Genomic DNA, 13,292 nt, shown 5'->3' on the forward strand with positions numbered 1-13,292 from the left:
GTTTGTTCCATCTTTTTTTACATATTTTTCATACCATTAATAAAAAGCGCACAAAATTTTGTGCGCTTTTTAACTTTCCTTTTACCATTCACGTTTTTTATTAATCATCATTTTTTCTTCGAATGCCTTCTCTAAATCAATTTCTAACTTGTTTGCTAAATCACATACATTCCAAATTACATCAAACATTTCTAAACCAATCTCTCTTTTCGAATCTTGTATTTTATCACGCCTTAATATAACTTCCGCTAATTCACCTAATTCCGCCATCGCATACATCGTACGCTCTTCAATTGTTGTATCTTGAAATCCTTTTTCTTTACTGAAACTCGATACATATTGCTGGAATTCCGAAATATTCATATGTAATCTCCCTTCATCGTAAATATCTCATTTTTAATAAACTTAAAATCATACTATAATTTATTTATAGTCCATTAACGGAGGTGTTCTCAATGACTCTCTTCGCTTCTCCATCATTATTCATACTAGCAATCATTTCATTTGCATTAGCTTATTTCATCGGAGTAAAACAATACACTTGGCTCTTATCAAGATTCAATGAACGCCGTGTGTCAGATAAAGTTAAGTTATCGAAGATAGTTGGTCTTTATAATTTAACCGCTGGTGTTATCGCCACAATTGGTAGTGTCTTCACTACCCCTAATGCAAAAATCGTATTTCCTATCATTATAATTGGCCACGTTATAATAGCTGCTTATGTAAATACACGTATGGTGCAGTGAAAAAAGATCACCCAAATGGATGACCTTTTTATAACTTATCAACATATTGCTTCGCTTCTAGTATTGAAAAACCAAATGCTTCTCTTACTCTCTTAACTGCCGTAACTGTTTTTCCTTCTTCCATAAGCTGCCGCAACTCTTTATTAATTTCGGGTTCTCTATCTACAATTCCCATTTCTTTCGTAATTAATTGTAATCTATCTTCCATCCGCTTTAAACGCGCATCCGTTTTCTTTTCGATTTTATTTAATTTTTCAACTATATAAATAAACCCAAAGACCGCTATCGGTATGATCATCCAAAATTCCATGACTATTCCTCCTCACTAGCTTTCATATGTTTTATTTAAGTAACTTATGTAAATTTTACCACATGACACATTTAATGTATAATAGTAATATACAACACTGTTGATAAAGTGAAACTTTAATCAGTGGGAGTTTTACTGCCCGTTAATGCGGGATAAAACCTTTTATTTTAGGGGGATACTTTATGAAAAGATTTTTAAATACGTTACTACAATTTGTAGTTCTTTCAATTGCACTACATTTATTATTTGATATCGTTGGCTGGCTTGTTTTCAATGCACCAATTAAAAACAAACAAATCATTATTTCCTTACTAACAACCTCATGGCTTATGTACATGTACCGAGATAAATTTTTCAAAGCCTTTACTTCGAATTAACTTAAACTAAGAAAACACTTCATCGATAATAGATGAAGTGTTTTCTTTTTCTCTCCTTCTCTCTATTTATTACTGTATAATAAAAATAATATTCTGTCTTTTGAAGGAAAGGGGGCACCATGAACTTAAAAAACAACAATATATATGAGAAAATGAACCAATATTCTGTTGCAGGGTTAAGCTTTGCCGTTATACGTGACGGTAAACTTGATGAAGCTACTGCTTTCGGAACACTTGAATCTGGAACAACTAGAACTGTCACTACGAATTCCATATTCAATTCTTGTTCTATTAGCAAATTCATCACTTCAATGCTTGTACTAACGTTATCAGATCAAGGAATCGTACATTTAGATGAAGACGTAAATGATAGACTCACATCTTGGAACATCCCTACCAATCTATTTACTTCACAGAAAAAAGTAACGCTGCGAAATTTATTAAGTCACCAATCTGGAATCATTGATCCTCCCAATAGTTTTGAACATTATACACTTGCACAAGAACTACCTAAAATGGATGAGCTCCTTGCTGGTAAAACATTATATTGCCCAGTACCTATAGAAGTAACTTATGCACCAGAAAGCCAATTCCACTACTCTGACGCAAATTTTTGTATTATCGAACAACTACTTGAAGATATTACTGGGAAATCGTTCAACCTTTTACTTGAAGAATTTATTTTTCAGCCACTACAAATGAAAAATAGTACACTCTTCTCTCCCGAAGACATAGATAAAACCGATGCTTTTGCTTGCGGGCATAATAAAGATGGAACTGTAACAAATGAGAAGTATCCATTTTATCCATTCGCAGCAGCTTCAGGCGTTTGGACAACACCAACTGACTTATCAACTTTAATTATTGAGATCATTCAGTCCTTACAGGGAAATAGCAAACTGAAACTTTCTCAAAAAACTGTACAAGATATGATTTCTCCTCAAGGATGCACCAAATGGACTGGGTTAGGTGTTTTTCTAGAGTATTCTAATGAAGACTTACAAATTCATTCACTTGGCTGGGGTGTTGGATTTCAATGTATGATGGTATGTAATCCATACCGAGGTAATGGCGCTGTTATTATGACGAACTCGGATTTAGGTGTTCATCAAAAGGATGGGATTATTGGTGAGATTTTAAAATTGTTATCCTTATAATTAACGAAGTAAAACAAAGAAAGAAGCTGATTCTCCCAGCTTCTTTCTTTATATAACATTTTTCACCACAATTTTAATATGTTCTGGTGCGATAATTTCCGTTATACTTTCTTGGAAATCTTCATGCAGCAGTTCTTCAATATGTTCTAACTGCACTTCGACATGTGTGCATTCTAAATTATGTATGTTTAATAGTGCATAATGATCTTTCTTCTTAATTACTAAATATTGATTTTCTTCTGTTATGAGTACAGAACCTAATCGTATTCCTAGTAGACGTTGATCATCAAACTTCACAATCTGTTCCCCTTCCCAACTGTGAATGTAATTACTATACAAAAAAGATATTTTAAGGAAATCAATCTTATATAGACTATATCATACTTTACTAAAATATAAAGTGAAACTTTAATCAGAGGGACTTTTGTCCCTCTGATTATTAGCCCTCACCAATCGGGCTTTTACGGGCAGTTGATCTCTCACCTAACTTCCTCGCATGTGCCGAATTTTGAGGTGGGGGATCTTACTGCCCGTTAATGCGGGATAAATATCATATTTTCTTTCAATAGAAATCCCCGTTTTTTTATATATTTCGATACAAAAAACTTTCTCAACAAAAAAATGTAATTTTCAGTTTTTTATTTCATGAAAATCTATTATACTAAAGCTAATAAACGTTTGAAATGTTTGACCTCTCCTAATTCATGTACATATGGATGATCAGTAGCTGTTGCTACTGATCTATTTTTTGATTTCAGAAAGCAAATACACCGCATCCTTTCCTACACCACAAATAAGCGCAGAACCCCTTTGAGATTGCCACGGCAGTCCAATATAATACAATCCTCTTACTGGACTCATTCCCTTTGTATGATTAGGAAATCCATTCATATTCACTGCCTTTTCTATTTCAATCCATTTATAATCTTGAACAAAACCAGTTGACCATATAATACTTTGTGCACTATACGTGCCACCATTCTGAAACATAATATTATTTCCTGATGCACTTACCACTTTTCCCTGTAGTTTTATTGCTCCACTACGAATAAGTTCCTTACCTTCAAAACCAAAAATGGGATCCTTTCGCTTCTGAAACCACCTTCCTCTCTTTGTATGTATTTCGGCATACAATAAACCCATTTTTTCTAACCAATTAAAAATGCTTTTTCTAAAAAGATATAACGGTAAAAAGGTTAACGGATGACTTATAGCCATTGTAACTTCATGCGTTTTTGCAAGTTCTACTGCCATTTGCATGCCTGAATTCCCACCACCTACTACAAGTACTTTTCCCTTTGGAATTTGTAATGGTGATTTATATTGTGATGAATGTATTTGAAAAATATGTGATGAAAGATGTTGTGAAAATGAGGGGATGAATGGTTGCTGAAAACCACCTGATGCGATAATAACTTTTTTCGATTGTAAAATTTCTGTAGGAGTGTGTAATTCAAATATTTCTTTCTCTTTTCTTATTTTTAAAACTTGAGTCTGTAATTGTACCGGCAATTGAAAATACCTTGCATATTCTTCTAAATAAATTGCAATTTCATCTTTACATGGAAATCCACTCCCTTCTCCTTTTAATATCATACCTGGTAAACTACTATATTCCCTTGGTGTGAAGAGCTGCAAAGAATCATAGCGGTCTCTCCAAGAATCGCCAATTCGGTTTCCCGCCTCAAGTAATAAGAAACTATATCCTCCCTGCTTCAAGTAGTATCCTATTGTTAATCCAGCTTGACCAGCTCCAATAATAATTAGGTCTTTCACTCTAATCCCTCCTCCTCTTATATATGAATACATGTTCACACATTCATATGTTTCCATAACCATAACATTTTATTTTTATATAATTCAACATCTACATAAAATAAAAAGAGGAGTTTACTATAAAGTAAAACTCCTCTTCATTCTACCTTTCCAGTCTTTAGCGCTTGTGCCCAGTCATGCCTTTCCTGTTGAACAGCTAACCCAGCTGCTTCTTCCCAATTATAAGGAACTGAAATTTGTTCAATTATCCATTCTCCCAATTTTTTTCTATCACTACATATTTTGCGTGCGGAGTTCCTGACTCCATTTTATGCAAAACGGGTAATTCATCTTTGTATGCAGGAAGTCCTACACTCCCTGGATTTATAATGATTTTTCCGTTCGCTAAATAAACAACTCTAGGAATATGCGTATGACCACATACTATTATTTTTTGTTCTATATTTTGGAGTTGATCCATTATATTTTTTCACTCTTTAATACTGCACCATTCTCGTCCATCTCTTCTAATAAATACACCTCATCTGAAGTTGGCGTACCATGACAAAATAAAATATCGTCTACAATAAATTGGGAAGGATGTTGTTTTAACCAATCTATATGATTTTTTGTTAATTGATTTTGGACAAAAGTCAGTGTAGCATAGGTTCCCAAAGCATGCGATCACAATTACCCTTAATATGTATCATCTCGTTATTCATTAATATTTCAATTGTCCCTAAAGGATCTAACGGCCCATACACACTATCTCCTAAATTGATTATCATTTCGGCCTTGCGACGTTCAATATCTTTTAATACTGCTTTTAATGCGTGACTGTTCCCATGAACATCTGAAATTATAGCTATTTTCATCTAAATCCCCACTTTAATATATTATTTATATACATCCGCCGCCAATTCCCGCAAAACATCCACATTCATCACTTCAAAGCATCCATTGTTTTTCTGTATTATCCCTTTATCACAAAAGGTATTTAATGTACGTAATAAATGCCGATAACTCGTCCCTAACAATTCAGCTATTTCCGTTAAATTCCCACTAAACACAATTCTATTTCCGTGCTGAACCGCCCGTTCCCCTGCTGCTAACATGTAACTCGCAAGTCGATTTTCAAGTGGATACAGTAAATTAATTGTACTATTTTTTGAAAGTCGATTTAATTTATGGGCTAAAGAACCGCAAATACATCTTAAAAATTTCGCATCATGAAATAATTGGTTTCTCACTTTCCCTAAAGGTAGCCCAACACAATATGAGTCTGCCATAACTTGTACGTTTGAATTGATTCTTTGAGAGTGAATTAACTCTACATCTCCTAGCAACTGCAAACTGTCATAAAAACATAATAATACAGATTTCCCGTTACTTAATGTGTTAAACGCTTTCGCTTTTCCTTCAACAAAGAAATATAAATAATCTATCTCTTCGTTTTCTCTGCAAATGAACTCATTCTTTTTAAAAAATATAAGTTCCATATATGGTTTCATATCACTACTAAAAAATGAATCAATATTATTTTGTTTCATATACTCTGCTAATTTATTAGAATTACATACTTTCTTCATAGTCCCCCACCTTTACAACTCATCCCAATTGTAAACAAAATTTTCTTCTTTCACTATGACATATGTCATAGTAATACACAATTTCAGCATGATACAGTCATTACAAATATGAAATATAAAAAGGGGATATTACATTGTATAACTTTCTTTCTGTCTTTATTGGTGTGCTTATTGCCATTATGCTCCCATTGAATGGGATTTTATCTGAAATAATCGGTAATTATACAGCGAGTGTTGTCATTCATCTTGTCGGTTTAATAGCAGTTATTTTCGTTTTAATCCTTAACAAAAATAAACTCCATTTTGATAAAGGTATTCCACTTTTTTTATATAGCGCTGGGGCAATTGGAGTATTCACTGTTCTTTTTAATAATATAAGTTTCTCTGCTCTTGGTGCCTCTATTACGATTGCATTAAGCTTACTTGGTCAATCCATCGCTTCCATAGTTATTGATCATTTCGGTTTATTAGGAATGAAAGTTTCGAAGTTTGATAAGAAAAAATTAATTGGATTATTATTCATCTCTTCTGGAATTATAGTCATGACAATTTATTAATGGAGGTAAGAAAATGTTATATATTTGTATCGCTATTTTAGCTGGTGTTTCTATCGTTGTTGCTAGAATTATTAACGCTAATTTAGCAAAGGAAATTGGAAATTGGGAAGGCACATTTTTCAATTATATTACTGGATTATTTTTCTCCATGTTATTTTTAATTTTCAGTTCAGATTCGTTGTATATTTCTAGTCATACGCTACAATCCATACCTATTGCTGTATACTTAGGCGGATTAGTAGGCGTTATCGTCATCTCATTATCAAACTATATTACTCCTAAAATATCAGCATTTTATTTAACGTTACTCATCTTTATCGGACAATTGTTTACGGGGACTATCATCGATTTCTTCCTGTCACACGAACTATCAACCGGAAAAATTATCGGTGGATTTCTCGTATTAATAGGGCTTACTTACAATTTACTCGTTGATCGCCCTATAAAAACCGTGAAGCATAACCACGTTCAACTATAATACTTTACGCTTACCTATCATATATTAATAGAAAAGCTCTTCACATGAAGCCATAGAGAGGAGAATACCCTATTAAGAAAATCATTTTATTGATAGGTAGCGCATTGATTGTTTTTGGAACCGTATGGTTTTTAAACTCTGGAAAATCTATTCAAGATCTCTATACAGCAAGTAAACCAAAGAAGAAAGCTACTATTATTTCAACTCAAAGAGACCCAAATGCACCTCCTGTTTTTTTAGGAAAACAGGAAATAAAAGATATACATGTAGAGTCGCTTAAGACAAAAAAATCTATCTTCCTTACAAAAACAGATGAATTAAAAACATTCATTAACAGTATGGATACAGCAAAAAAAGGCGATTTAACGCTAGATGAAGAAGGTTCTGATTTAGTAGATTGTAACATGTGGATTACTTTCCAAGATGGAACTTATAAACAATATTTAATTTGGATAGTAGATAACAACAGTAGTGAAGTTATGATTGCCCATCAAAACACTCCTGATGACGTAGACCTTACTTATTATCAATTAAATGAAGGTAATTCAAAAAAAGTATATAACTTATTTAAAAAGGTTATTTAATAGAAAAAGTCATGAGCTACTAGGCCCATGACTTTTTCTATTTATATATATTCAGGGAACACTTTACAACTCTTTTCCTGCTCTATATCATGTCCAAAGAAAACAATTGGGTTCTCTTTCCTAACAACTTCTTTTAAACGTTTAATTGAAGATAAAGCTAATTCCGAATCAAATCCAGCGAACCGCACTTCATCTTCAAAATTTTCTTTCGTATACGATGCATCGATCGTTAATAACACTGGGCCAGAGTTCTCTGTCTCAATGAATAGCGACTGATGCCCCGGAGTATGTCCTGGTGTATACAATAATTGAACTCCTGGTACGACTTCATAATCCCCTTCAATGATCTTGTATTTCAAATTCGGCAATATACATTCTTTCATATATTCTTCACTATGTTGTGCCGCCTCATATTCAGCACGCTGCACAATAATCGGTGTATTTGTAAAAGCACCATTTCCTCCTGCATGATCAAAATGTAAGTGAGAACTAATAATATACAGAAGGTCTTCCGGCTCATAACCAACGCGTTTTAAAATATTCACGATTCTATCTTCTTCAGTCATTTTCGGTAAAATCTGTCCTTCAACAAATGTACCGTTAAAAAGGCCTTCATTATTAATCGCACTTTCTGGCATACCTGTATCTACTAAAATAGGTCCTTCTTCAGTCTCCAAAAGATAACACCAAACCGGTAAGTCTAATAATTTTCCTGGTGTTAATGTACTGTTAACAGACGAATGATCCAACATACAACGACCTGCTGGGACGAAATAAAGCTTTTTTACCGTCATTATGTATCCACCTTTACAAATAATTTAGGATAAAACAATACTATATTTCGCTTATGAGAAATAAACTCCTTCTCACCTTTCATTATTTCAACTATTATCTTTTCAATTGTTCACAACTTTTCATTCCAAATCCAGTGATACTGGAAAGCCTATGCAGAAATCCAATCCTCCTTTAAGTATATAAGATAAAAGTATCACTTTTTCTTATAATAACACTACAATTCCCTGAAAACAGAATATATTTGATATTTTCAGAGAATTGATTGAGTCGTCGAAACCAAGACGTTAAAACGAATTTTGGACATAAAATAACCGACTACCTACATGTTTTAAAAAAGGAGTCGGCTATTTTGCTTATTTATTATTGATTTGCATGCTCTTTATATGTGATGAGCGAAAATTTTCAAGAGTAATATGCTACTTTAGTTTCCATGCTTTTTCACTGAAATACTTCCGTTATGTGTGTTTAATTTAATTTGATTTTCTCCCTTCCCAATAACGGCATTTCCATTATATTTATTCAGGATATTCGCTTTTCCATTGTCGACAGAGACATTAAATTGAACATTAGTTGGTTCTTTTTCAGTTTCAATATTAATCTTGCCATTATGAGTCGTAAAATTGAGATTTCGATCAAGTTCATTTGTTTTAAGAGAAAGACTTCCGTTTTTAGATTGCCCTTCTAGTTCACCTTCAACATGATCTAGCATTATTCGTCCATTATTCGATTTCACATGAATATTTTGCGCCGTTATATCTTTAAAGTCCATACTTCCATTATTTGTTTCCGCATTAATTTTTTGCGAATTGATCTCTCTTAATTCAACACGCCCATTGCTTGTATTGATATCAAAATGCGTTGTATTTTGTTGTTTTGCAGAAACGTAACCATTGTTATTGGAAATTTTTAATGAATCATATTGTTTTTCAGGCAGATAGACATTTAATGTTAATGGGACCAATACTTCAGAAATGTTGAAGTTGAACCAACTCTGTTGTTTTTCTTTGTAAGAAATGAGAAGCGTTGAACCTTTTTCATCCGTAGCTAATGTTCTTTTTATGTTAGGATTAACTTCCCCATCTAATGTTACTTTCATGTTACTTTCTGTTGTAGGATTGATGTTAACACGCACGTTATTCGTATCGATAATGACGCTTGACACATTATTATTGTTAATGACCTTTTCTTCTGAAATTGGTACTGTGGCAATTGAACGATAAGTGAATAGACTTCCCACAATCCCAATAATGAAAATAATACCTGCAATGATTGAAAGTTTCTTTTTATTTATCATGCTTAAAACCACCTTTTACTAGTGCTATATTGAACTTTAAATAACGAACAAATCCATTCTTTGCTAGCTTCGTTAAAAATAACATAGCAATTACAATGAAATATCCAAGTCCACAAAGTGCTAAAGAAACGAAAAGATTAAATAACAAGAATGTATTTGGATGTATAATAGTATCAACTAGAACAAGTAATGGTGAACCTAAAAATGAGATTCCTAGAACCCATCCTGAAAAAATCAATGCCGCTAATGTAATTGCAGGTCCAAGCACGATTAACAAATTGAAAAAACCTAATCCAATTACTGCCCAAATTGCCCGAAAAACATTTCCTGTTGTTGCACTTGCTGTTACTTTCTCAATATGATAATCTGCTAATAACTCTTTGGCGATTTGAGCTGGAGAACCTAATGAAGCTACAATTTCTTCTTCACTTTTCCCTTCCTCTAATCCGAAAGTAAAATGTTCTTCATAATCTTTTAAAATATCTGCACGCTCTTTTTCAGATAATCTTTTTAGAGATGCATTTAATTGTTGTAAAAATTTATTTTTCGTCATTACGTACACCTTCTTTTATTAATTGATTGACACCTTGTGAAAACTCATTCCATTCCTCCAAAAGTTGATACAAATACGTTCTACCTTTATCCGTCAGTTTATAATACTTCCTTGAAGGCCCTTCTGAAGACTCCTGTAAATACGTTGTAAAATATTCTTCTTTAGTTAATCTACGAAGTAGAGGATAAACAGACCCTTCTGATATTTCAATTTGATTGGAAATACTCCGAACTAATTCATACCCATAACGGTCTTGCTTATCAAGTAAGACAAGAACACAAAGTTCTAAAACTCCTTTTTTAAATTGTACATTCAATATTCATTCACCCTATTCTAATTGGCATCTACTACTATTTATTGTTTAGTACTGTTTTATAATAAGTAACTACAAGTATAATATAACACTTGGTATTGTTCATTGCAAGGTACACTGGAAAAATAAGTATACCTTTCATCCGACGCTTATAAAATCAAAACGATGGCTCCTCTCCAGTTACAAAGTTCTAAATGAGGTTGAAACAAGCCTTTAACAAAATGGAAAGGACCCAACTTTTTTACATAATGACACTTTACCTACTATAATAAAAGAGAAAAATACTCTTACTTTAATGGAGGGAATAAAAATGAAAGCAATTGGTTTACATGAATACTTACCTATTGAAGAAGAAAACAGTTTAATTGATATTGAAGTTGAAAGACCTGTTGCCACAGGAAGAGATATACTTGTAAAGATTAACGCTATTTCCGTTAATCCAGTTGATACAAAAGTTCGATCTCCAAAAGATAAAAAAGAAGATATAGCAAAAATACTTGGCTGGGATGCTAGTGGTGTTGTCGTGCAAACTGGCGATGGTTGTACGTTATTTAAAGAAGGCGATGAAGTGTTTTACGCTGGAAGCATTACAAGGCAAGGTACATACAGTGAATACCATTTAGTTGATGAAAGAATTGTTGGTAAAAAACCAAAAACGTTAAGTGATGCTGAATCTGCAGCACTTCCTTTAACAGCCATTACCGCATGGGAAGGTTTGTTTGAACGTTTAGGGATTGATTATAATAAGAAAGATGAAAATTCATTTAAAAACATTTTAATTATCGGCGGAGCTGGTGGTGTTGGCTCGATTGCTATACAGTTAGCTAAATGGGCTGGACTAAACGTAATCGCAACCGCATCCCGCAACGAAACTATACACTGGGTGGAAAAATTCGGTGCAGATTATATAGTTAATCATCACCAACCTTTAAAAGATCAAATATTAGAATTTGGGCTAAAAGATGTAGATTATATCTTCTGCTTAAACAATACTGATCAGCATTGGCACGCGATGGGTGACATCATTAAACCACAAGGTAAAATTTGCTCTATCGTAGAAAATGAACACCCTCTTGAGATGGGAATTTTAAAAAGTAAAAGTGCTACATTCGTTTGGGAGTTTATGTTTACAAAAGCGATGTATGAAACTGGTGATATGAGTACGCAGCACGAACTATTAAATAAAGTAAGCGAGCTATTAGATGAAGGTATTTTAAAGACTACATTAAATGAAACATTCACACCAATTAACGCTGAAAACATAAAGAAAGCACATGCACAACTTGAAAGTGGGCGTACAATTGGAAAGATCGTTGTAGAGAAATTTTAATAATAAAAAGTCCGATTTCTAAACGGGAAATCGGACTTTTTACTATCTTTATTTACTTGAAATCTCTTGATCATTTTTAACGTCTAACGGAGCTCGTTTCCCTATTCCGAAAGCATAGAAACTAATTGTTACGATAGCTAAGAAAACAATACCTACAATTAGTGAAATACGTGTATCATCGTTAAACCACATTCCGATTAATACCATAATTAAAAAGGCTATCGTCAAATAGTTTGTAACAGGAGCAAATGGCATTTTGAATGGATGATCTTTCATCTCTGCTCCCTTTTCTTTTCTAAAACGAATTTGACTAATTAAAATGACAAACCATGGCACCATACCAGGAAGTACACTCGCACTATATACATATACGAATAAGTTTTTTGGTGCAATATAACTTAAAACAACACCAACCGCTAAACCGATAATTACACCAACTGTACCGAATAAAGGTACACCGTTATTAGAGATCTTCGTAAAGTATTTCGGTGCTTGTCCATTTACACCTAGTGTATAAAGCATACGTCCAGCACTATAAATACCACTGTTACAACCAGACATTGCGGCTGTAATAACAACGAAGTTAATAAGTCCCGCAGCTGCCGTAATACCAACTTTCGCAAAAGTCGCTACGAACGGACTACCAATTGAACTTAATTGATCCCAAGGATAAACAGTTACAATAACGAAAATAGCACCAATATAGAAAATTAAAATACGCCAAATTGTACTTTGAATTGCTCTAGTAAGTGTCTTCTTCGGATCTTTCGCTTCACCAGCAGTAATCCCGATTAATTCCACACCTTGATACGCTCCAACTACAAGTGATAATGCAAAGAAGAATCCTGAAAAACCACCTGTAAAGAAACCACCTTTTGCCCAAAGATTAGATATGCCAATCGCTTCTCCGCCGTTACCAATTCCAAAGAAAATAAGTCCAAATCCCGCAATAATCATTAATAGAATCGTAACGATTTTAATCATCGCAAACCAAAATTCAAATTCACCAAATGACTTAACAGAAATTAAGTTAGCCGCACCAAGAATAACCATCGCGATAATACCAGGTATCCAAGCTGGTAAATCCGGGAACCAATATTTCATATACGCTCCAACTGCGATAATCTCTGACATCCCAACAATAACCCACTGAAACCAGTTACTCCACGCTGTCATATAACCAGCTAACGGATGAATATATTTGTGACCAAATGTCGCAAATGAACCTGTGCTTGGCTCCATATACAACATTTCTCCCATGGCACGCATAATGAAGAAGATGAAAACACCTGCGATTGCATATGCAAGCATTACTGACGGACCTGTCCATTTAATCGTGCTGGCTGACCCCATAAACAAACCAACACCAATTGTTCCGCCTAAAGCAATCATTTGAATATGACGTGCTTCTAAACCTCGTTTCAATTCTTTGTTTGCCACTTCATTTCCCCCTC

General features: G+C 33.7%; 17 protein-coding genes and 1 pseudogene. 7 read left to right on the top strand and 11 right to left on the bottom strand.

Features of this window, described 5'->3' with window-relative positions; translation table 11 throughout:
* Positions 1–81: 81 nt before the first annotated feature.
* Entirely contained in the window at positions 82–363 is a 282-nt protein-coding gene (locus tag MR155_RS14595) for a MazG nucleotide pyrophosphohydrolase domain-containing protein (RefSeq protein ID WP_219303217.1), read from the bottom strand.
* Positions 364–455: 92 nt separating this feature from the next.
* Between MR155_RS14595 and MR155_RS14600 the strand changes: the two genes are divergently transcribed.
* Entirely contained in the window at positions 456–746 is a 291-nt protein-coding gene (locus MR155_RS14600) for a DUF3784 domain-containing protein (protein ID WP_219303218.1), read from the top strand.
* A gap of 28 nt (positions 747–774) precedes the next feature.
* Here MR155_RS14600 and MR155_RS14605 read toward each other — a convergent pair whose 3' ends face one another.
* The gene (locus MR155_RS14605) at positions 775–1,056 is read right to left on the bottom strand and encodes a hypothetical protein (protein WP_219303219.1); all 282 of its coding nucleotides are present in this window, start codon (positions 1,054–1,056) and stop codon (positions 775–777) included.
* Between the two features lie 182 nt (positions 1,057–1,238).
* Between MR155_RS14605 and MR155_RS14610 the strand changes: the two genes are divergently transcribed.
* Together MR155_RS14610 and MR155_RS14615 are read left to right on the top strand one after the other, a co-directional pair.
* Entirely contained in the window at positions 1,239–1,433 is a 195-nt protein-coding gene (locus MR155_RS14610) for a hypothetical protein (protein WP_000819647.1), read from the top strand.
* A gap of 119 nt (positions 1,434–1,552) precedes the next feature.
* On the top strand, positions 1,553–2,590 hold the full coding sequence (locus tag MR155_RS14615; protein WP_242310328.1) for a serine hydrolase domain-containing protein: 1,038 nt from the start codon (positions 1,553–1,555) through the stop codon (positions 2,588–2,590).
* Positions 2,591–2,638: 48 nt separating this feature from the next.
* Here MR155_RS14615 and MR155_RS14620 read toward each other — a convergent pair whose 3' ends face one another.
* The 4 genes and pseudogenes from MR155_RS14620 to yeiL form a co-directional block, all read right to left on the bottom strand.
* Positions 2,639–2,887, bottom strand: coding sequence for a hypothetical protein (locus tag MR155_RS14620; protein WP_002087603.1), 249 nt, complete (start codon positions 2,885–2,887; stop codon positions 2,639–2,641).
* 444 nt (positions 2,888–3,331) lie between these two features.
* Complete coding sequence (locus tag MR155_RS14625) at positions 3,332–4,366, bottom strand: flavin-containing monooxygenase (protein ID WP_242310330.1); 1,035 nt, start codon at positions 4,364–4,366, stop codon at positions 3,332–3,334.
* A 137-nt stretch (positions 4,367–4,503) separates the two neighbouring features.
* Positions 4,504–5,220: pseudogene (locus tag MR155_RS14630) on the bottom strand (metallophosphoesterase family protein).
* A 21-nt stretch (positions 5,221–5,241) separates the two neighbouring features.
* Positions 5,242–5,934 (bottom strand): transcriptional regulator YeiL, encoded by a 693-nt coding sequence (gene yeiL, locus MR155_RS14635; protein WP_242310331.1) that lies wholly within the window; start codon positions 5,932–5,934, stop codon positions 5,242–5,244.
* A 134-nt stretch (positions 5,935–6,068) separates the two neighbouring features.
* Here yeiL and MR155_RS14640 point away from each other — a divergent pair, with 134 nt between their 5' ends.
* The 3 genes from MR155_RS14640 (at position 6,069) to MR155_RS14650 (ending at position 7,553) form a co-directional block, all read left to right on the top strand.
* Complete coding sequence (locus MR155_RS14640; RefSeq protein WP_002185273.1) at positions 6,069–6,491, top strand: DMT family transporter; 423 nt, start codon at positions 6,069–6,071, stop codon at positions 6,489–6,491.
* A gap of 13 nt (positions 6,492–6,504) precedes the next feature.
* Positions 6,505–6,969 (top strand): DMT family transporter, encoded by a 465-nt coding sequence (locus tag MR155_RS14645; RefSeq protein WP_016100928.1) that lies wholly within the window; start codon positions 6,505–6,507, stop codon positions 6,967–6,969.
* Between the two features lie 104 nt (positions 6,970–7,073).
* Positions 7,074–7,553 carry a hypothetical protein gene (locus MR155_RS14650; protein WP_002128384.1) on the top strand — a complete coding sequence of 160 codons (480 nt, stop codon included), beginning with the start codon at positions 7,074–7,076 and terminating at the stop codon, positions 7,551–7,553.
* 41 nt (positions 7,554–7,594) lie between these two features.
* On the opposite strand, the gene aiiA is transcribed toward MR155_RS14650, so the two are convergent.
* The 4 genes from aiiA to MR155_RS14670 form a co-directional block, all read right to left on the bottom strand.
* Entirely contained in the window at positions 7,595–8,347 is a 753-nt protein-coding gene (gene aiiA / locus MR155_RS14655) for a quorum-quenching N-acyl homoserine lactonase AiiA (RefSeq protein WP_016100927.1), read from the bottom strand.
* Between the two features lie 422 nt (positions 8,348–8,769).
* Positions 8,770–9,642: a DUF4097 family beta strand repeat-containing protein gene (locus MR155_RS14660; RefSeq protein WP_002137564.1), complete on the bottom strand. Its 873-nt coding sequence runs from the start codon at positions 9,640–9,642 to the stop codon at positions 8,770–8,772.
* Positions 9,632–10,195, bottom strand: coding sequence for an HAAS signaling domain-containing protein (locus tag MR155_RS14665; protein ID WP_002137566.1), 564 nt, complete (start codon positions 10,193–10,195; stop codon positions 9,632–9,634). Before MR155_RS14665 ends, MR155_RS14660 begins: the two co-directional genes overlap by 11 nt.
* A complete protein-coding gene (locus MR155_RS14670) occupies positions 10,182–10,511 on the bottom strand; it encodes a PadR family transcriptional regulator (protein ID WP_002137567.1) in 330 nt (109 codons plus the stop codon). The genes MR155_RS14665 and MR155_RS14670 overlap by 14 nt, the downstream gene beginning before the upstream one ends.
* A 307-nt stretch (positions 10,512–10,818) precedes the next feature.
* Here MR155_RS14670 and MR155_RS14675 point away from each other — a divergent pair, with 307 nt between their 5' ends.
* A complete protein-coding gene (locus MR155_RS14675; protein WP_113735950.1) occupies positions 10,819–11,838 on the top strand; it encodes a zinc-binding alcohol dehydrogenase family protein in 1,020 nt (339 codons plus the stop codon).
* Positions 11,839–11,886: 48 nt separating this feature from the next.
* Here the strand turns inward: MR155_RS14675 and MR155_RS14680 are convergent, their stop codons facing one another.
* Positions 11,887–13,278 carry an amino acid permease gene (locus MR155_RS14680; RefSeq protein WP_242310334.1) on the bottom strand — a complete coding sequence of 464 codons (1,392 nt, stop codon included), beginning with the start codon at positions 13,276–13,278 and terminating at the stop codon, positions 11,887–11,889.
* Positions 13,279–13,292 lie beyond the last annotated feature (14 nt).

The sequence above is a fragment of the Bacillus cereus group sp. BfR-BA-01331 genome (genome assembly GCF_022663915.1).
GTDB lineage: Bacteria > Bacillota > Bacilli > Bacillales > Bacillaceae_G > Bacillus_A > Bacillus_A mycoides.